The 17,760-nt window shown below is 70.4% G+C and carries 27 protein-coding genes; 11 read left to right on the top strand and 16 right to left on the bottom strand.

Features of this window, described 5'->3' with window-relative positions; translation table 11 throughout:
- From FREUN1FDRAFT_RS32475 to FREUN1FDRAFT_RS32455, 5 genes are all read right to left on the bottom strand, one after another.
- Positions 1 to 1,029 (bottom strand): PBSX family phage terminase large subunit (locus FREUN1FDRAFT_RS32475; RefSeq protein WP_198144543.1); only part of this gene is annotated, 1,029 nt, incomplete at its 3' end.
- Positions 1,030 to 1,108: 79 nt separating this feature from the next.
- Positions 1,109 to 1,636: a GcrA family cell cycle regulator gene (locus FREUN1FDRAFT_RS40375; protein WP_006544581.1), complete on the bottom strand. Its 528-nt coding sequence runs from the start codon at positions 1,634 to 1,636 to the stop codon at positions 1,109 to 1,111.
- A gap of 100 nt (positions 1,637 to 1,736) precedes the next feature.
- Positions 1,737 to 2,021, bottom strand: a complete 285-nt coding sequence (locus FREUN1FDRAFT_RS32465; protein ID WP_006544580.1) for a hypothetical protein — start codon at positions 2,019 to 2,021, stop codon at positions 1,737 to 1,739.
- A 2-nt stretch (positions 2,022 to 2,023) separates the two neighbouring features.
- On the bottom strand, positions 2,024 to 3,838 hold the full coding sequence (locus tag FREUN1FDRAFT_RS32460; protein ID WP_006544579.1) for a hypothetical protein: 1,815 nt from the start codon (positions 3,836 to 3,838) through the stop codon (positions 2,024 to 2,026).
- Positions 3,839 to 3,862: 24 nt separating this feature from the next.
- A complete protein-coding gene (locus tag FREUN1FDRAFT_RS32455) occupies positions 3,863 to 4,084 on the bottom strand; it encodes a hypothetical protein (protein ID WP_006544578.1) in 222 nt (73 codons plus the stop codon).
- A 198-nt stretch (positions 4,085 to 4,282) separates the two neighbouring features.
- On the opposite strand from FREUN1FDRAFT_RS32455, the gene FREUN1FDRAFT_RS42325 reads away from it, so the two are divergent.
- A complete protein-coding gene (locus FREUN1FDRAFT_RS42325) occupies positions 4,283 to 4,660 on the top strand; it encodes a DUF2510 domain-containing protein (RefSeq protein ID WP_006544577.1) in 378 nt (125 codons plus the stop codon).
- Positions 4,661 to 4,669: 9 nt separating this feature from the next.
- Here the strand turns inward: FREUN1FDRAFT_RS42325 and FREUN1FDRAFT_RS40370 are convergent, their stop codons facing one another.
- The 9 genes from FREUN1FDRAFT_RS40370 to FREUN1FDRAFT_RS40365 form a co-directional block, all read right to left on the bottom strand.
- A complete protein-coding gene (locus FREUN1FDRAFT_RS40370; protein WP_006544576.1) occupies positions 4,670 to 5,413 on the bottom strand; it encodes a hypothetical protein in 744 nt (247 codons plus the stop codon).
- Entirely contained in the window at positions 5,410 to 6,639 is a 1,230-nt protein-coding gene (locus tag FREUN1FDRAFT_RS32445; RefSeq protein WP_006544575.1) for a hypothetical protein, read from the bottom strand. The genes FREUN1FDRAFT_RS40370 and FREUN1FDRAFT_RS32445 overlap by 4 nt, the downstream gene beginning before the upstream one ends.
- On the bottom strand, positions 6,636 to 7,142 hold the full coding sequence (locus FREUN1FDRAFT_RS32440; RefSeq protein WP_006544574.1) for a hypothetical protein: 507 nt from the start codon (positions 7,140 to 7,142) through the stop codon (positions 6,636 to 6,638). The genes FREUN1FDRAFT_RS32445 and FREUN1FDRAFT_RS32440 overlap by 4 nt, the downstream gene beginning before the upstream one ends.
- Complete coding sequence (locus FREUN1FDRAFT_RS32435; protein WP_006544573.1) at positions 7,142 to 7,324, bottom strand: hypothetical protein; 183 nt, start codon at positions 7,322 to 7,324, stop codon at positions 7,142 to 7,144. Before FREUN1FDRAFT_RS32435 ends, FREUN1FDRAFT_RS32440 begins: the two co-directional genes overlap by 1 nt.
- Positions 7,325 to 7,682: 358 nt before the next feature.
- Entirely contained in the window at positions 7,683 to 8,372 is a 690-nt protein-coding gene (locus FREUN1FDRAFT_RS32430; RefSeq protein ID WP_035955681.1) for a hypothetical protein, read from the bottom strand.
- A 96-nt stretch (positions 8,373 to 8,468) separates the two neighbouring features.
- Positions 8,469 to 10,061 (bottom strand): TROVE domain-containing protein, encoded by a 1,593-nt coding sequence (locus FREUN1FDRAFT_RS32425; RefSeq protein ID WP_006544570.1) that lies wholly within the window; start codon positions 10,059 to 10,061, stop codon positions 8,469 to 8,471.
- 291 nt (positions 10,062 to 10,352) lie between these two features.
- A complete protein-coding gene (locus tag FREUN1FDRAFT_RS32420; RefSeq protein ID WP_006544569.1) occupies positions 10,353 to 10,781 on the bottom strand; it encodes an AlpA family transcriptional regulator in 429 nt (142 codons plus the stop codon).
- 65 nt (positions 10,782 to 10,846) lie between these two features.
- Positions 10,847 to 11,113, bottom strand: coding sequence for a hypothetical protein (locus FREUN1FDRAFT_RS32415; RefSeq protein ID WP_006544568.1), 267 nt, complete (start codon positions 11,111 to 11,113; stop codon positions 10,847 to 10,849).
- Between the two features lie 62 nt (positions 11,114 to 11,175).
- A complete protein-coding gene (locus FREUN1FDRAFT_RS40365; RefSeq protein ID WP_006544567.1) occupies positions 11,176 to 11,832 on the bottom strand; it encodes a hypothetical protein in 657 nt (218 codons plus the stop codon).
- 138 nt (positions 11,833 to 11,970) lie between these two features.
- On the opposite strand from FREUN1FDRAFT_RS40365, the gene FREUN1FDRAFT_RS32405 reads away from it, so the two are divergent.
- The 10 genes from FREUN1FDRAFT_RS32405 to FREUN1FDRAFT_RS32360 all read left to right on the top strand — a co-directional run bounded on the left by FREUN1FDRAFT_RS32405 (position 11,971) and on the right by FREUN1FDRAFT_RS32360 (position 15,084).
- Positions 11,971 to 12,306 (top strand): DUF6011 domain-containing protein, encoded by a 336-nt coding sequence (locus FREUN1FDRAFT_RS32405; protein WP_006544566.1) that lies wholly within the window; start codon positions 11,971 to 11,973, stop codon positions 12,304 to 12,306.
- A gap of 36 nt (positions 12,307 to 12,342) precedes the next feature.
- Positions 12,343 to 12,636 (top strand): hypothetical protein, encoded by a 294-nt coding sequence (locus FREUN1FDRAFT_RS32400; protein WP_006544565.1) that lies wholly within the window; start codon positions 12,343 to 12,345, stop codon positions 12,634 to 12,636.
- A gap of 83 nt (positions 12,637 to 12,719) precedes the next feature.
- The gene (locus FREUN1FDRAFT_RS32395) at positions 12,720 to 12,938 is read left to right on the top strand and encodes a hypothetical protein (RefSeq protein ID WP_006544564.1); all 219 of its coding nucleotides are present in this window, start codon (positions 12,720 to 12,722) and stop codon (positions 12,936 to 12,938) included.
- Between the two features lie 73 nt (positions 12,939 to 13,011).
- The gene (locus FREUN1FDRAFT_RS32390) at positions 13,012 to 13,284 is read left to right on the top strand and encodes a hypothetical protein (RefSeq protein ID WP_006544563.1); all 273 of its coding nucleotides are present in this window, start codon (positions 13,012 to 13,014) and stop codon (positions 13,282 to 13,284) included.
- Positions 13,277 to 13,516 (top strand): hypothetical protein, encoded by a 240-nt coding sequence (locus FREUN1FDRAFT_RS32385; RefSeq protein WP_006544562.1) that lies wholly within the window; start codon positions 13,277 to 13,279, stop codon positions 13,514 to 13,516. Before FREUN1FDRAFT_RS32390 ends, FREUN1FDRAFT_RS32385 begins: the two co-directional genes overlap by 8 nt.
- A 75-nt stretch (positions 13,517 to 13,591) precedes the next feature.
- A complete protein-coding gene (locus FREUN1FDRAFT_RS32380) occupies positions 13,592 to 13,960 on the top strand; it encodes a DUF6283 family protein (RefSeq protein WP_006544561.1) in 369 nt (122 codons plus the stop codon).
- Entirely contained in the window at positions 13,957 to 14,214 is a 258-nt protein-coding gene (locus FREUN1FDRAFT_RS32375) for a hypothetical protein (RefSeq protein WP_006544560.1), read from the top strand. Before FREUN1FDRAFT_RS32380 ends, FREUN1FDRAFT_RS32375 begins: the two co-directional genes overlap by 4 nt.
- Positions 14,214 to 14,408, top strand: a complete 195-nt coding sequence (locus tag FREUN1FDRAFT_RS32370; RefSeq protein WP_006544559.1) for a hypothetical protein — start codon at positions 14,214 to 14,216, stop codon at positions 14,406 to 14,408. Before FREUN1FDRAFT_RS32375 ends, FREUN1FDRAFT_RS32370 begins: the two co-directional genes overlap by 1 nt.
- Before the next feature lie 11 nt (positions 14,409 to 14,419).
- Complete coding sequence (locus tag FREUN1FDRAFT_RS32365) at positions 14,420 to 14,617, top strand: hypothetical protein (protein WP_006544558.1); 198 nt, start codon at positions 14,420 to 14,422, stop codon at positions 14,615 to 14,617.
- Between the two features lie 179 nt (positions 14,618 to 14,796).
- Positions 14,797 to 15,084: a hypothetical protein gene (locus tag FREUN1FDRAFT_RS32360; RefSeq protein WP_006544557.1), complete on the top strand. Its 288-nt coding sequence runs from the start codon at positions 14,797 to 14,799 to the stop codon at positions 15,082 to 15,084.
- 144 nt (positions 15,085 to 15,228) lie between these two features.
- Here the strand turns inward: FREUN1FDRAFT_RS32360 and FREUN1FDRAFT_RS32355 are convergent, their stop codons facing one another.
- Both FREUN1FDRAFT_RS32355 and FREUN1FDRAFT_RS32350 read right to left on the bottom strand, forming a co-directional pair.
- Entirely contained in the window at positions 15,229 to 17,286 is a 2,058-nt protein-coding gene (locus tag FREUN1FDRAFT_RS32355; RefSeq protein ID WP_006544556.1) for a hypothetical protein, read from the bottom strand.
- A partial coding sequence (locus tag FREUN1FDRAFT_RS32350; RefSeq protein ID WP_232295517.1) for a hypothetical protein occupies positions 17,283 to 17,760 on the bottom strand: 478 nt, incomplete at its 5' end. The genes FREUN1FDRAFT_RS32355 and FREUN1FDRAFT_RS32350, both read right to left, overlap by 4 nt.

Below are 17,760 nucleotides of genomic sequence, written 5' to 3'. Positions count from 1 at the left end.
CTCGTCGATCCAGCCCTGACAGCGCCGGTGCACCCGCAGCCGGTCGTTCCCGAGCAGGCTCGCGACGGTCCGGATCCCGGACACCACGTCGTTGTCGCCGCCCATCACGTTCGCGACGCCGTCCGAGAACAGCTGGGTCTTGAAGGAGGCCGCGGACGGGTCGACGATGAACCACTCGGGATCCACCCGGGCGGGGGCGTTCATCCCCAGGTCCAGGGCGGTCAGCCACTCGCGGACCCTCGTGGAGTACTGCGAGTCAGTCAGGCTGCGCCGCTCGAGCTTCGAGTCCCAGCGCCACTCGTGCGTCAGGTACAGCCGCCGGTCGTTCCCCAGCCCCAGCAGCAGGCCGGAGAACGGGTTCACCGTGCCGTAGTCCACGCCCAGGGCGAGCCAACGTTCGATGCTCGGCAGACGGTCGACCAGGTGGGTGTCCTCGTCCCACATATCGTAAATCGCACCCTCGGCCATCACCCATTGGCCGAGAATGAACCTCTTATACCAGAGGCCGACGTATTCCTTTTTCAGGTTCTCGACGTAGGTCGGATCCAAAGCGGGATTGTCGTCGAGCGTGAAATGCCAGGTGGCCAGGTCGAGGTCACCTACGCGCAGCAAGAATTTCTTCCGGAGCCAGTGTTGCGGCCCGTCGGGGTTTGTCGTCCCGAAAATCTTGGCACCCGGGACACTGCACCGTGCCAACAGCTGCTGGAAGAACTCTTCGGGGAGAAGCGTCAGCTCGTCCGCGTAGGCGCCTGCGCAGGTCAGACCACGGAGGCGACCTTCCGCGCGGGCATCGTTCGCTGTGATGATCTCGATGGGGCGACCGAGGATCGTCGCCGTGCTCGCCCCGCGGGTGTATTTGACCAGGCGGGCGATCGGACCGAACAGGCTCGGGTCCTGCAGCGGGCCGAAACAGTTCCGGTAAACGGTGTCGAGGGTCTTCCCGACGACCACCAGGGCGCCGCCGCGGGGCGGGTTCGCCACGTAGATCAGCCATCGCAACAGCGAACTGATCGTTTTGCCGGATCGCACGGACCCGGTCCATATGTTCAGGCGGGCCTGCGACTCGGCGACGGATCGGATTTGTTTCGGGGACAGGGGCAGGGGCAGGTCAGCCGTCGGGCTCATCGTCCGGCCCGACCACCGGGTTCTGCGCCCGCGCAACGGCCTTCAGCCCGTCCGCCAGGGCCTCCAGCATGCTGCGGCCGTCGGTGTCGCCCACCGCGGCGTCGAGCTTCTCGGCTTCCATCGCGGTCCGCATGTACGAGGCGATAGCCCCGGACAGGGCTTTCTCATCCGCGGCCGGCACCACAGGGTCACTGACGATGTAGGAGGCCTCGCCGGTGGTGATGCGATGCTGGTAGGTGTCGGCTTCGAGCCGGTCGAGTACCGCGCCGGCCCGGCGGAGCATGCGCCGGATCAGGTCGGCGCGCATCTCCCGGTTCGTCGCCGCCTTGACCGCGGTCGCTTCGGCTGGTGGCCCGTCGAACGCCAGGCCGAGACGCTTCGCATGCTCGGAGACCGTGGAGCGGGAGCGGCCCATCTGGCGGGCGATCGCACCGCAGGACATGCCGGCGGTGTGGAGCTCGCGGAGCCGTTCGACGTCAGCGTCAGTGAAAGGGGTAGCGCGGGAAGCCACAGGGCGGCTCCCTCACGCTCGTACGCGCAGGTCCCTACACCGGTGGGGTTCGGGTGGCCGCGCGTTTGGCGCTGTGCTGTCGGGCGGCTCCCAGCCGCGGCTAGTAGATCAGGTCAGGGTCGTACGCACCCCGAACTGCGGGGGCTTTCGGAAGGTCGCCAGTGAGGGTCATGCCTCGCTCGCGCAGCCAGAAGGCGACGGCGAGTTCATCGTCGAGGTTCAGTGGCCGACGGACGTTCGGCGCGGTGATGACGACCTCGGTGCCAGCCGCAGCGGCTTCCGCGGCGATTAGGAGAACATCGGCGGGCCAGTCCAGCAGGCCGCCATCCCAGACCAGGGTTAGATCGGAGATGAGACCGTCGAGGGTGCCCTTTGCGGTCCACATGGTTACAGCGTAGCCCACAGGCGGAGAATGAACACGGCCAGGTCCGGATCGTTTCGGATCACGGAATGGTCGGATTCGAATGACTCGCTACCCATGGACGCGACTTCCCAGTGGAGGGCGTCAGGTCCTTCGCTGTAGACCTTGCCCGTGTAGGGGTTGACGAACGAGTCCCTGCGGGTGATTTCATCGTTGCGGTATGCGGAGTCTGGGGCCGCATCGGCGAGACGCATTTTTTGCCCCGCAGGGCTCCAGGTCCTCTTGCCGTCGACCTCTTCGCTCGTGTTGCGATACGCATGGTAGGCCCACTGTGCGGCGGCGAGGCCAGGAACTCTCTCTTCCATCATGTGGGTGAGTTCGTGTGTGGCGATCCGGGTATCTCCGTCACGGACCACGATCCGGTTCCCCTTGCCGGAGTAGTAGGCCCGGCCGGTCACGGGTAGGTTGCGGCCGGCGAGTTCGTCGAAGGTGACGACATCGGCCTGGCGACCTCGGGCCCGGTCAACCCACTCGGCGGGGAAGTTCCGTAGCGCGGCGTCGACGGTTCTTTTGCCGGCCGGTGAGACGCTGTCCGCGTAGTCGAGGGCACCCCCGAACGGCCGGAGGCGGGAGAGGATATCCCGCTGCGCTTCCGGGCGCTGGGCCACCATGCGGATGCGGATCCTCATGTAGTCGGTGTACGCCTTTGACGCGGCGGCTGCAGCCTGGTCGGCCTCCTCGAAGCCGTCAGGGTCGAGGTTGGCATCGATGGCGTCACGACGTTCGAACGCAGCACGGCGGGCTGCGGTGAGGATGCGGAAGCCGTCGGGATCGTGGTCGGGGTCACCGACAAGTTCAGCCGTGCGGCGTTCGACCAAGTCCATGACTAGCTCGCCAGCGCGCCGGATGGCGTCGACCTTCGCCAGTGTGTCATCACCGGGAATCTGCTCGTCGTGGTCGGAGACGTCCGGGACCCGCCGAGTCGACATCAGCCGGATCGCTTCCTGATGCTCCGCCGCGTCCTTTCGAGCCTGCTCCATTGAGTTTCGTAGGCTCGCTAGGGCGTATTCGCGAGATGCCGGGCTTTCCCGCATGTCACGGATGCGAGAAAGGGCCTGGAACAGGTTTATGTATTCATCGCTGGAATCGTCACGCCGCGCAAGCTTGTTCCAATGGCCGCGTTCTATAAGGTCGATGACCTCTCGATGTTCGGCCATTTTTCGTTCCAGTTCGGCGTGGTCCCGTTCCAGGCGGATCCGGAAAACGTTGGGGCCGTCGATGAGCTCGTTCCGCCAGCCGATATCTGCCGGGTTTCCGATCTGCGCGCGGAGTTCCGCGATACGGCGCCGCGCGTCGTCGATGTTCAGCTTTGCGGGATTCGCGCCCGGTGACGGTCGGACGGTCGGGTCGCCGGGGCTGGCCCCGCTGTCGCCGCCGCGGACAATGTCGACGGGCTGGTCTGCCCGGCCGATCATGCGGACGCCGTTGCCGACGTGGACCCGGACCGTCCCCTTCGTGCTGCCCAGTTCGACTTTTTCCACCCGGTAGCCGGCGAGCACATCACCCTGGCGGATGTCGCCGGCGAAGACGGTGAGTTTCCGCCCGGACGGGGTTGCCACCTCGACGCCGCGGTTCTTGGTCTGCTTGCCGCGTTCGTCGTACCAGCGGACCCGCGGGCCGCCGGACGGCTTCGGGGTGGGCTTCGCGCCGCCGTTCTTGTGCCGCCAGCAGCGGGACTGGCCGGGCTTGAGGTTGTTCTTACACCGGCCGCCGGTGGTGGTGGCCGCGCCGCACTTCTTACCGTCCGAGAGGCGGGTCAGGGCGGACGCGCGGGCGGCCATCGGGCCTCCCCTGCGGGTCGAGTGTCAGGCGGCTTCGCGAGCCCAGTCGGCCCGTGGGATCCGCGCGGCGAGCGGTTGCAGGTCTTCCCAGCGCCACAGCAGCGGCCGGTGGCCGGTGGTGAGCTGGGCGGCGGGTTCGATCCCGCGCCGCCGGAGCAGCATGCGGGTGGCGGCGTGGTTGCGCTGCGGGTTGTGGCCGAGCCAGTGGCAGATCTCTGCGAGCACAAGAAAGCCCGGTGGTCGCATCGGACCTCCGGGCTTGAAAGACACCTGTGGCAGGTGTCTTCACCTTACACAACGCTCCGGGAGGGCGGCAAGCGAGGCCTTCCAGCACCTGCCCGAAGATGGTCAACGGACAGCCAATTCACCTGCCCTTGCGGGGCGCACACCTGTTCGATCCCTACCCTCGGGTCTTTCAAGGACCACGCGACGGGGGGCTGCCACATGGCGGGGCGCGTACACACCGGATGCAACAACTGCAAGCGGTGCACGAACAGCGGGGCCGCCGAGTTCGGCCGCCGGCAAGGCAAGCTCGTGGCCAACCTCATGACGGTTGGTGGCGTCGCGGCGGTCCAAGCGTTCACCCCGAACTGCACCGCCTGCGGGCACAAGCTGTCCCTCCACGACCGGGGAGGCGTGCCCCAGGGCAACTCATACGCCGCCCCGGTCGCCGTTCAAGCCCCTGCCCCATATCAGTCAGCACCACCCCCGCCCCCTCCGTCGAACGTGCCGGCCGGCTGGTACCGCGACCCGAACGGCCAGCCCTGTAGCCGCTGGTGGGACGGCCACCACTGGACTGAGCACACCGCGCCGCTCAGCTGACAGGCGCGGTCACAGGGCCCACCCGAGGATGCGCGCGGCTATCGCCCTGCAGTCAGCGCCGCCGGTCAGGTTCCGTGCGACGTGCACCCGCCTGCGCTCCGTCGTCGTCTCCACGTTCCGGACCGGATCCCAGCCAGTTTTCGTGTACAGGTCCCACCAGAGAGCGATGCCGTGCCGCTCCCACGCTGGCCGGGCGTCGAAGTTGATGCCGTGCTCGGCGAGCAGGGCCCGCTTCGCGTCCGCGTTCAGGCCGCGGAGCGTGCTCGTGGCCGCGCGGGCACTCTGCCCGGCGCGGCGCAGCAGGGACCGGTTCAGCTGTCCGGCGAGGTTGTCGGCGAGCTCGTCTGCGTCGGCGCGGCGGCACAGTTCGTCGACCATCTCCGCGAGGGTCATCGGTGCCGGCTTGGACGTCAGGGTGGTGACGTTGTCGGACATGGTGGGGCCTTCCCATTCGGTGGCCGTGGTCTCCCAGCGGCCGGCGAGGTACGCGCGGTCAAGGCGGACGACTCCGCGCTTGAGCGAGACGAGCTGGGTGAACGCCTGCCAGCCGGCGAGAGAGGTGTCGTTCGGCCCCCACCCGGTCGCGGAGACTGTGACCTCACCCCACGGCTTGCGCGCGGTGAGCGTCACGGTCACCGGGTGGCCCTGGAGCCGGATTGACTCCGTGGGGCCGACTCGGACCCAGTCCGGCGGTTCGCGGTAGACGTCGAACTCCAGGAGCGCGAAGTCGGCGCGGACGGGTGATGCGCTCACTGGCAGCTCCGGGGGTGGGGGTGGAACCACATCAGGTGGCGGTCACCGATCTGCTGCACGCGGACGGTCGCGGTGCGATGCCCGCACGGGAACACCCGGGTGGTGTCGGGTTCGACCGGCCCGTCCATCTCGATTCGTCCGGCGCGCCGCTTGAGCTCGGAGACCCGGCTGCCGCACCAGCAGTGACCGGCGATCGTGACCAACCGGCCAGGTGGGGTCGCGTTCGGGTAGGTGACGGTGCCGTCCCGGCCCACCCAGGCGTGAGGGACACCGCGGACGGCGTCGCGGAGAGCCGTGGTTCGGCCGGCGGCGCGGCCACCCGCGCGGAACGTGACCGCCTCGTCCATGACGGCCGGGCCCGCGCTCATGCCGCGAACCCTGGGCGTCGGCCTGTCCCGGGCAATCGGGCGCATCCGGGCCATCACCGCCGCGGAGAGATCCCGGTTCCGGGGGTGCACCTCGAAGCCGTTGAGTACAACCGTGGCGAGGACCTCCACCCCGCGGAGCCGCTGCGGTCCGCACTGGGTGTCCGAGACGTAGAAGACCTCCCGGTAGTGGTCGGGGAGGTTCCATTCCTGGCGCCACCGGTCGAAGTCCCATTCGCTGCAGGCGAGGACGGCGATCAGGCCGTGGCCGTGGCGTGCTGCGGTCAGGTACTCCAGCGCGGCGGCGGTGTCGGCTTCGGCGAACACGCGCTCACGGGGCATGATCATCCGGCTGTAGCGGTTGTTCGCGGCGATACGGTCCATGCCCGCGCGCAGAGTGCCGGCGGTGAACTGGATCCGGTCGGGTGGCCGGGGCCTGTCGGGCAGCGAAGCCCACATGCGCCGGACGTCCTCCCACGTCAGCGGGCCGGACGGTGTGGTGGAGACGGGCGACGGGCCGCCGGAGTACAGGTCCCTGACGTAGTCGTCGACAAGGCGGCGGGTTGCGGTCTCGGTGCCGTCCGATCGGTGCGGCTCCTGCCAGCGGTTGGCGACACCGTCCTGCCAAGCGGCGATGATGCGCTGGTACTGCTCCTCGCGACGCTGGCGGGCTGTCTCCTCGGCGGTGGCAAGCTGAACTTGCCGCTCCTCGGGCATCCACCGCATCGCGTTCAGTTCCCAGAAGTCGGCTGAGGGGTCAGGGAGCGGTCCGGGTGGTTCGGGTGGACCGGGGGTGTGCTCGTCGAGGACGGCTTCGATCGCGGCGAGGACCTCGTCCGAGGGCCGTTCCGGGCGGATCACGTGTCCATCCCGGGCATGACCGTGGGTGGGGTGACCCACCGTTCGGGGGCGTCGTCTCGGTCGGCTTCGACCAGAGCGACGGCGTGGCAAACCAGGGTGTTCAGGTACGGGTCGCGGTACCACCAGATCCGTGGGCCGACACGGACGATGAGCCGCTCGTCCGCGGCGTACCGGCCGAGCCGGCTGGTGACGTGGCTGGCGAGGTGGTCCGCGAATCCGTCGGCGAGCTGCTCGCCGGCGAGGGTGAATGTGGTCTCGCGGGCCTCCGCGCGGGTGAGGGGCCAAGCCCACCCGGTGGCGAAGCGCCGGCCGGTCTCGACGTAGTCCCAGATGTTCGGCGGGCCGAGCGGGGGCACGGTGTCGTCGAGCGCCCACGCTGGTGTGAGGTAGCCGGGATGGGACCAGTCGAGACGACGATCCATGCCGTACAGGCCGACCCACTGGTTGTACCTGGCGACCAGGCCGCCGTTGCCGTCGGAGGCGGGCAGGACGTCAGCGGGCATCAGCAGGTGCTCCTGGGCGGTCCGTAGGGGGTCATCCAGCGGGGACGGCCGTCCTGGTAGGGGTCTGGCCGGCGCGCGGTCGCGGCGAGCTGGCGTGCCTGCAGCGCCGCGCGCTGGACAGCGTCACCGAGCACACGGAACGCGGCAGTGGCAAGGGCAAGATCCGAGAAGCGGGTGGTCACGCGGCGCGCTCCTGTGTCTCGGCGGCCATCTGCGCGGCCACCTGGCGGGACAGCTCGGCCATCCGCCTGGGGTTCTCCTGTGCGAGCAGCTGCATGGCGCGCTGGCGGATGGCACGCTCGAGTCTTCGGCGGATCTTCAGACAGTCGCGTCGGCCGCACAGTCCGGAGACCAGTGGATCCGCCTTTCGGGGCCAGTACTCCCCGGCACAGTTGGTGCAAGCGCTGACCAGTGGCAGGTCCGGTTGGCGTCGAGCCCTCTGGCATGCAGGCTTGTTGTGCCACCAGGTTTGTCCGGGGATCCGTCCGCTGCCGGGCTCGACAAGACCGTCGCCCGCACCGCACATCTGCGCCTCTGCGGTCATAGGGACCGCCGGGACGCGGGTGGAGTGCGGAGCCGGTCGAGGTCGGCGTGGTCGTAGAAGTGGCAGTGCCTGCGAGAGCGTGGGCTGCGGCGGCAGGCGAGAATGCCGGTGTCAGGGTCGCGGCAGTCAGGCCAGCGGGCGTCGTCGTGGCAGGCGCCGGGCGCGAATCCGCCGTTGCCGCACCAGTACTTGCCTTCGGTGGCGCTCAGATCGGTTGAGATCGACTGCCGTTCGCAGGCCGGGCACCAGGCGCCGCGGATGACAACGGGCGGGGCGACGATCCCGAGGACGAGCAGCGCGACGCGGTGCGCTGAACGGATGTCGTGGACGACCTCATCGGCGAGCTCGCCCGCGCGCTGCTGCACCGCCAGGGTGGGCAGCAGATCCGCGGCCTGCATGCGCGTGAGAGTGGGTTCGCCGGGGTGGAGGTAGTAGGCCCACCAGTCGACGATCTGCTCGATTTCATCGCGGGCGAGCATCGCGCCGTCCGCTCCGGGCGGTCGGGGGCCGGGTGGCCGATGCCCTCGTTCGCCGCGGGTGCGGGGGCCGAGGCGATGCCGGTAGGCGATGGTGAGGCGGTTGAGCAGGCTTGCGGTGCCGGGGGCGTCCGGGTCGGTGTACGAGACGTACAGGTCACCCAACAGGGTTTTGAGCTCGAGCTCAGGGTCGGGCGCCAGGGTCTGCACCCCATAAACGGTACATTCCACGATTCGTGTTTTGTACTGCGAAGCCCCTGTACGGCGCCCAGGAGGGCCGTACAGGGGCTTCGCTGTCTGCTCCGGTCAGAACGGCCAGCCGCCACCCGCGCGGGCGTCGACCGCGGCGAGCATCTGGAACCCGGCGTCGGTCAGCCCGCCGACGGTGACCCGGTTCCGGCCCGCTTCGACGTGCGCGGCCCGGTAGCCGCCGACGTTGAACGTGACGAGCGGGACGTCGGGGAGCTTGCCCGGGGAGTCCTGCGCCTGCTCGTCCGTCACGATCACGATCCGGCTGTGGCCGGAGTACGTCTGCGCGAGCGTCGTCCAGGTGAGCGTGCCGCCCATGTGCGCGCGGCCGTGCGCCTTCACGAGGGGCAGCAGCGACGCGCCCGCGGGCAGGTCAATCCGCTCATGGCGCGCGCGCTGCGAACCCCAGGCACCCGTCGAGCCGTACATGTACACGTCGGCGTGCTCGGCGCGGAGGCCGATGGCGAGGCCGAAGAGGGCGGCAGCTTCGGCGCGACTCAGCGTCGACTTGTCCGACAGCCGGCCGCTCATCGACTGCGACTGGTCGATGAGCACCAGCGTGCTACCCGGCAACTTGGGGATGTTGGACAGGCTGTGCCCGATGGCCTGCTCCAGCGGGTACGCCCAGCGCAGCGAGGACACCTCCCGATAGGCGGTGTAGAAGCGCAGCGGGAACATCCGCGACTTCCTCACCTGCTCGGCGTCCCGCAGGCGCGCGGCGACCAGCTCCGCGACGTCGTCGGGCACGCCGGCCTGGTCGAAGTTCCGCAGGTTCCTCACCTTGGCGAACAGGCCCATCGACGGGATGACCGCGGACCAGGCCGCGGCATCGAGCGGGCCCCCGAGCCAGCTGGCGAGTGCCTCCCATGTCATCCCCGCGGCCTTGAGCGTCCCCGCCGCGTCCGGGCCCCACGAGGCGAGCGTGGCGGCACGGTCGGCCGGGGGGATCGCGTCGAGGTCCTCGCGGGCGGCGAGCATCGGCAGGTTGCCGGTCGCCTTGCCGTCCTTGTGATGCCGGCGGTCGAGGACGTAGCCGTACAGGTCGGCCTGCCAGCTGGCGGACGGCTTCGGGTGGACGAGGTTCAGCACGTCCCCGAGCCTCCACGGCTGTGCCAGGCCGTCGTACTTCAGCGCGGCGCGCTCGGTGTACAGGCGGGTGACGGCGTCAGCGAGGCCGCGCTGGACACCGCCGGGCAGGGTCGCACCAGGCCGGCCGGAGAGCCAGTAGGCGATGAACTCGCCGGGCTCGTCTGCGCGCTGCAGCGTGGAGGCGATGACGGAGCGGACCGTCGGGGCCGCCGCGCGGGCGTCCGGGTCGAGCTCGCGGACGGCGCGGGCGTACTCGGCTGCGGCCACGATGCTCGCGGTGCGCATGTTCGCGGTGGTGCGGAGCCAGGGGATCAGCCGCGCGACCCAGCTGGCATCCTCGGCGACGGCCTGGTGGATGAGCTGCACGAACCGGTTGTCGCGGTCGGACGCGGCCTCGTGGTGGGTGGCCTCCCCGACCATGTTGGTGATCGCGAGGGTGAAGAGCTCACCCTTCACATCCCGGGACCAGCCAGCGCCGCCCATCGCGGTGTGGGTCGGGCTGGTGGTCTGTACGGGGCCGTGTTGGCCGCCGCGGGGGTGCGCCTGCGCGAGCTTGCCCATCCGTTCCTCCCAAGTCAGGGGGTACGGACGCGAACGACCCCCGTGCGGGAGACCGAGTACCAGGTGGGCGAGGAGACAAGATCCGACGCGAGCCGGATCCCATTTGCAGTGGGAAGTATCCCCACCCTTCGCTTCGGTACCCCGCAGGGGGGTCGTAGGCGTCCGAGTACCAGGCGGTCGAAGGCGTCACATCACCAGAAGAAGTAGCCCTCAACCATTCGCTTCGGACGGCGCTCACGCTACCACAAGACTCGCGAAGCCTGCGATTCGTGTTCAGTACTTTCTCGCGGGTCAGCGGCTGCGGCGGAGGGGGGCTTCGTGGTCCCACAGGGCGAGAGTGGACAGGCGCCACCGGCTGGTGCGGCCGGATCCTTCGTCGGGTTCGGGGAGGGTGCCCCGCTCCCCCGACCGTCGGGCGGAGTCCGGGGTCATGCCGTACCGTTCGGCGACCTCGTCGAGGTCGAGGAGCCGGTCGGGGCCGTCGAGCGGCGGCGGGGGCTGTGTGGCCGCGTGGTCGCGCTGGTCCGCGCGGGCCTGGCGGACGGTGAGCGCGGCGGACAGCTGCAACGCGCCGGGGGGTACCTCGTCGACAACGTCGCCGACGGTGGCGGCGTAGCGGGTGACCTCCGCTTCTGCCCAGGCGCGCGCCGCGGCCTCGTCTGCGAACTTGCCGCCCGCGGCGACCTCGCGCCCCGTTGCCGTCGTGATGAGAATCCGCATCGGCCGATTGTCCCGGCACATGGCTGTGCGGCCCGCGGGGATGGTCCTTCGCGGGCCGCACAGGGTCAGGGCCATGTGAGGCCGATCAGGTCGGCCCCCTGGTCGGTGAGGCTCACCGGCGCGATGCCGGTGTCGGGGTCGCGGCGGCCGAGGACCAGGGCGCCGGCCGCGAGCAGGTTGCGGAACACGCCTGCGTACGGCGCGGGGTCGTGGTTGCGGATGGTGATGCCGCCGTCGGGAAGCGAGTTGACGGCGCAGTCACCGGCCAGATGGAGCAGACGGTCACGGGCGCAGGGCGGGCAGACGCAGGCGTGCCGGGGGGTGGCGTGCATGGCAGGGGTCCTCTCATGGTGGGCGTGCTGGCCGCCCCGGGGTGGGGCGGCCAGCGGGGTGGCTACTTGCTGGCGATGGCGACGAGGCGGCGGGCGTCGAACAGGGCCCGCATCCACCCGCCGTCGTGCGCGGCCTGCTCGATACGGACCATCTCCCGGTACGCCTGCGGGTCGTTGTGGTCGGCCCACAGAGCCCGGTAGCGGGCGATCTGCTGGGCACGGTCGTCAACGCCGTTGTCGAGCACAACCAGGTTGGCGCTGTAACCGCCGTCGGTGCGGGCGGCGTAGCGGCGGACGGTGGTGATGTGACTGCCGCCCATTTCGGCCTTCGCGGGGGCGAGTACTCGGCCGACGTAGAACCCTTTCTTCGCGTCGTTGGCGCGGCGCCGCTCGACGTTTTCGGCCTGGGAGGGGTTGAACCAGCCAGCGCACCGGCCCTTGTCGTTGAGGAGCATCCACACGCGGCGGGTGCCGCCACGGGGAAGGTCTTTGGTGACGAGCTTCGCGGGCACCGGGTTGCCGTTGAGGTCGAACAGTGCGGCGAATTCCCATACGCCGCCACGGTCGAGGATCTCGGCCTGGAGGCCGTACTGGCCTGCCAGCGCGCGGCTTGCCACCTGGGTGAGGGCGCCGTCTGTGCCGCAGCGTGCGTGGGAGGCGGTGGCGTCGGCCTGCATGCGGGCGGCGGCGGTGCGGAGCTGGGTGGCGGTGGCGGCCATGTGGTCCTCCTCGTGTTCGGGCGTGAGCCCACCATACACACACTCACCGTTCAGTCGTGTCCGGCAATGCCGATGTGACGCCCTTCACATCCGCCCATTCTCGGACACGACTGAACGGTGAGTGTGTATGGTTGGCGCATGCCGACGAACACCCCCTCCCCCACCCACACCGCCCGCTGCATCCGCTGCAACCGGACGCTTCGCGGCGCTAAGAGCGTGGCAGCGGGAATCGGCCCCACCTGCGCAAAGAAGGTTGCCGCCGAGACGGCGGACTACAGCCCCGAGCAGGCCGCGAAGGCCGTCCGCCTCGTCGCCGCCGGCGAGGTCGTCAAGGCCCCCTCCAAGGCCTTCCACGGCCTCCACCTGGTTCGCGGCACCTACTACGCGACCACGACCGACTGCAGCTGTGAGGGCGCCCAGGCGCACATGGCCTGCTACCACACGCTCGCCGTCCGGCTGACCGTCGCGGCCTGACTCCCACCCGCCTGACCTGCCCGGAGGAACCCCGCCATGCGCACCCTGATCACCCCCGTTCCCCTGCCCGCGTTCCGTTCCGGCCGCACCCGCCGGGGGTCCGGCTCCCTCACCGGCGCGCCGGTGGCGCTCACCGCGCGGGAGCTGCTCGACGCGGTGCTCGTCACCGTGACCGACAGCCCAACCCCCCACGCCTGGGATCAGATCGCGGTCGCGCAGGAGCTCGGCTGCACCGTCCGGCAGGCCTGGCTGGCGCTGGGTCTCCTGACCGCCGAGGGGTTCCTACGGCAGGTCTGCGGCGGCTACGCGGCGAACCTGCGGGCGGCCTGACCCCTCACCCGGGACCGGCCGGACCCGTCACCCGGCCGGGCCACCCACACCCCACAGCCACCCGCTACCGCGAGGAGAACCCGATGCTCAACAGGTACCGCCAGTACATCCGCCAGCAGTGCGTCATCACGCCGGCCGGCACCACGATCGTCGTCACTGACGTCGAGGAGTTGCCGACCACGCGCATCGTGACGGGGCTCCCGGTCAACACCCCGTACACCGTCGGCCGGGGCAGCGGCGCCCGCGAGATCCGGGTCGAGGTCGAGGCCGGCTACCAGTTCGCGCCCGACCTGCCTTTCTGACCCGCAGCACACTCCCCGCCGTCCCGCCAGCGTGCGGGACGGCACCCCCAACCCCCTGAGAGGACCAGGAGAGATGATCACGACCAACGCCGGCGAGAGCAAGGACACAATCTTTCGGGACACTCCGGCTGACAACATCAACGAGCTTTCCCTGTCGGGCGCGCGGATGACCTACCGCGAGTTCCGGAAGTCGTTCATTGACCTCGGATACAGCCCGAAGGATGCCCGCAGGAAGGCTCTGGAGGCATGCGGAGACCTTGGCGTCACGGCGGTCAACAGGGGTCAGCCGAACCGGGGATTCGCGCTGGTGATGCTCTATCAGGGTCGCGTGAAGCTACGTGGCTAGATCACAGAAGCCGCCGGATGAGCTGGAACTCCTCGGCCGGTTCTCCATCGGCCTCATCTGCGCAGACGACGTCATCCGCGACTCCGAGACCGGCCGGTACTACCAGCACATCGACAGGGATGACGACGGCGGTCGACTGCTCGCGCTGAAAGGCAAGTGGCTGGACTCCGGCGAGCCCGCGTTCCTCGTGGTCCGCAAGACGTGCCGGTTCAACATCTACATCCCGACCTGAACCCCTCTCAGCCCCCGGTGTCTGTGTCAGGCCCGGGGGCCCGACACACTCACCACACCCGCTGAAAGGCCAGCCATGACGCGCTACCCGGCCACAAAGCCCTGTGGCACCTGCCCCTGGCGACGCTCCGCCGACCCCACCGGTGCGGCGATCCCTGGTTACAGCCTGGAGCTGATGCGCGGGCTGGAGCGCACCGTCGGACCCGACGATGCTTTCCGCGACGTGATGGCCTGCCACGGCGACCAGATCGGCGGCGAAACCCCGTGCCGTGGCTATCTCGCCGTCGAGGGCTTCTCCAACCTCCGGGTGCGCGTGCTCGCGATGCTCGGTGACGTTCCGCTGGGCGCCGTGCGGCGGGCCTGCGTCGACATCGACATGTACCCGTCTTACGCCGAGATGCGCGCGGCACACGAGGCCGCCGCGGACAAGGAGCCCCTGAGATGACCCTCAAGCCGGCCATGAACGAGTCGATGCGCCGCCAGGACCGGTCCGACCTGCTCGGCCTGTTCCACAACGGCCGTCGCGTGGGCGCGATGGCCGACAGCATGTCCGCCGAGGGCGTGGCCGCCGCGCGGGACCTGGCCGCCGCACAGCTCGGTGTCGAGCCGTACGCCGTCGAGGTGCTCAAGGTCTGCCCGGACCACCCGGGCGCCTCCGCGGTCGACTGCACCGCCCACGACGACGAGGAGACGGTCTGATGCCCCGCTACGGAGTGGTGTTCACCACCACCGCCAGCGCTCTTGTCAAGGTCGAGGCCGACAGCCCCGAAGAGGCCCGAGAGAAGGCGCCTGCCGAGCTCGACACGGGCCTGTGCCACCACTGCGCCCGTCGGATCGAGCTCGGCGACTTCGAGTACGACGAAGACGACGCCGACGCCGTGATCGAGCTGTAGGAGCTTCCGAGATGACCCTGTACGGCGTGTACACGATCCCGGAGGCCGAGGTGGTCTCCAGCGGCCACCACAGCGAGGAAGACGCTGAGGCCGCCCTCCTGGACCTGGCTGCGGAGGGGCCCCGCGACGCCGCGGCGCTGATCGTCGAAGAGGAGTGTGACGACCATCCGGGCGAGCACGCGGCGTACCTCTGCCCGGACCGGTACTGACCCCGTTCCTGCCTGCGAGCCCCCGCGCCCACCCCGGGCCGGGGGCACCATACTGGACTCCGGCCTTCCGGCCAGTCTGTGACGCTGGGCCGCTGACACCAGTAGGCGGCCCCCACTGCGGAGCAGGCCCCTGCGGGGAAGCAGGGCCGGAGGGCACTGGCGCTGACCGAGGAGACGCGATGCCCAGCGAACCGGACGACGCCGAACGCCTCGCCCTCCTGTGGGCCGACCGGTGGGACGTCGACCCGCACGACGCGGGCCCACTGCCGGGCGCCCCGACCCCGGACGTCTGCGACCACATGTGGTACCCGGTCATCCGGGCCCCGCGTAGCCCGCTGGTCTGCTACCGGGGGTGCGGCGCCCGGCAGCCGGCCGGATTCGTGCCGGACGCGCAGAGTGCGGCGAGGTTGGACGCCTACGCCCCCGCACTGGACCGGGTCACGCTGGCACGGTTCACCAGCGGCTGACACGCCTCCAGCACGACGAAGCCCCCGGCCCGGATGGGTTCGGGGGCTTCGCCGCGTCCGATGTGACTCTCTGTGGATAGTTACCGGCGAGTGCGGGGCTCTGGCCCGCGAATCGGGGTCTCGGCCCGGTGGATCGGCTGACCTCTACTCGCCAGTAACAGGGTTTTGGCTACCGACCGTCACATCCGCCGGGGCGTGCTCCACCAGATACCAGCGGCGCCGGACGTTCACCACCTGCGCGGCCCGCCCCTCCACCTCATCCCCACGGAGCGGGGCCAGGTGCTCGTACATCGTCGACGTCGCCGACCAGCCCCCCGCCCGCATCAGCTCCGACCTGGACATCCCCGCACCTGCAGCCCACGCCAGGAGCCGCCGCGCCAGGTCCGTCGATGGCACCCCCGTCGGCATCGCCGGCGCATCCGCAGCCACGGGAACCGGCCCCGCAGGCCCCTGGGCGCCCTCGTGCGCGCGCGAAGCCCCGACCGAACGTTCGCTCTTCTCCTGCGTCCCGGTGGTGGTGTCGGGGGTTGTGGCGGTCTCGGGGGGTTCGTACTGGGCGCGGAGGGCTGCGATCTGGTCGGGTGTGGGGTTCCAGATGCGTCCTGGGCGTGGGCGGGTCTGACCGTCGAGGTAGATGAGGGCCTTCCCTGGGCGGTCGAGGGACTCCAGGGGGAAGTCGGCGAGGTTGGGGATGGCTCTGCGGATGTCGGCGGGGTTGTCCTGGATGCCGAGGAGGACGCGGGTGCGGATGTTGGTGAGGAGGCGGGTGTTGCGGATGACGTCGCGGGTGACCTTCTTGACCATCATGACCAGGGTGATGCACTCGGAGCGGGCGACGTCGGTGAGCTGGAGGACCAGGTCGAGGCACACCGGGTCGTCGAGGAGCCGTTCGACTTCGTCCATCACGTAGAGGATGTGCGGGTCGTCGTCGGTGACCTGGTGGCCGTCGAGGCCGGTGTGGGCGCCGGCGGCGGCGCGGCGGTCGACCTCGTCGAGTGCGTCGGCGAGCTGCTGGCGGGCGGCGAGGATGCCCGCGTCGAGGCCTTCCGCGTTGGTGACGGCGCGGCGGATGCAGCGGCCCCACCGTGCGACCAGCCGGCCACCCTTGAAATCGATCGCCCACACGACGACACAGCGGCGGGCCACGGCCTGGGCGATCAGGTTGGACGCGAACACGCCCTTTCCTCCGCCGGTGCCGGCGATGACGAGGATGTGCTGGCCCAGGTGCAGCTCGATCAGCGGGCCGTCTTCGTACGGGCCGACAGGCCACGGGTCGACGGGCAGCAGGTCGGGGTCAGGGTCCGGCATGGGGATGCCGTCGTCCTGGCCCTGGGCGTCGACCTCGGGTGGGGTAAGCGGGTCGACCGCGACGACGTGCAGCACCGCGCGGGAAGCGTCAGCGTGGACGGGTTCGACACGCAGCGCCCCGCGGCGAAGGCCGAGCTTCGCTTCGAGGTCGGGCAGGGCCGAGATCAGCTTGTCGATCCTGTGGCCGGCGAGGTCGACCCGGTGGGACCACTGTCCCTCCACCTCCCCGGGTTCGGTGGTGAGCAGCGCGACACCGGCAAGGCGCAGCTGCGCGACCGCGTACGGCCATGCGCGCGCGAACCTGCCAGCCGCGCGGGATGCGCGTGCGCGATGGTTGCGCCACCACCACGGCCAGGCCGCCAGCGTGCCGACAGCCAGCATCCCCGAGGCCGTGCCGGTGTCCGGAGCCCAGCAGATGACCCAGACGGCCCAGGCTGCGCAGGCGTGCCCGACAGTGGCGAGTGCGCGGCGGGTGGACAGCGCGCGCGACTCGGGCGCTGGGCGCAGGCCGGCGGCGAACCACAGCACGAGCACCGCGCACACGGCGAGCACGCGCGGCAGGGTGTCGCGCAGCAGCACGGTGACGAGCGCGACGGCCAGCGCGCACCACAGCGGGGCGAGCGGGTAGCGCGTGCGGAACAGGAAACGGCGCGCGCGGCGCAGCGGACCACCCGCGCGCGTGCGCGGCTCCTGCGCGTGCGGAAGCGGCGCGACGTCCGCGCGCAAGTCGCGTGCGCGTGGCATGTCCGCGCGGGAGGTGTGCGCGACGGCGCGCGGACGGGTCAGCCACCCGCCCTCCGCGTGTGCCGTGCGGCGCGCACGCGGCAGCGGAGGATCCGCGCGCGGCTGTGGTTCGCGGTCGCGCGCGCCAGGGCCGAACCAGGGGCCGCTCACCGGCGCGCACCCGCGGCTGGCTGGGGCAGGGCGAAGTCTGGTCGCACACGCAGGCCCGTCTCGGCTGCGCCGATGTGCGGGTCGTACACCAGGTCGGCCTTCTTCGCGGCCTTGGCGATGAGCTCGGGCGCGAAGGACAGGCCGTCGAGGGCCTCCCACAGGGGGCCCATCGCCTCCATGTCGATCTGCGCGTCGCCGTCGAGGGTGTCAAGCCAGGCGCCGAGGCCTTCGCGCACGTGCGCGAAGGCGACCGCGACCGCGTGGATCTGCGCGGGCAGCCCGGGGAGTCCTTCCTCGGGGAGCGGCATGCCGGCGAGGCCGTCACCGGACTGGGCGAGGCGTAGCGCCTCCATGTGACCTCCAAACGCTGCGGTGCTCAGGGTGCGCGCGCCGACCTGCGCGCTGGGCGGGATGGTGCGCGCGGGTGCGGGCCGCGCGGCAGAGGCGTGCGCGCGCGGCGGCTTGCGCGGGTCC

Origin of the sequence: Parafrankia sp. EUN1f (assembly GCF_000177675.1) — a bacterium.
Taxonomy (GTDB): Bacteria; Actinomycetota; Actinomycetes; order Frankiales; family Frankiaceae; genus Parafrankia.
This window is presented reverse-complemented; position numbering and strand designations above follow the sequence as displayed.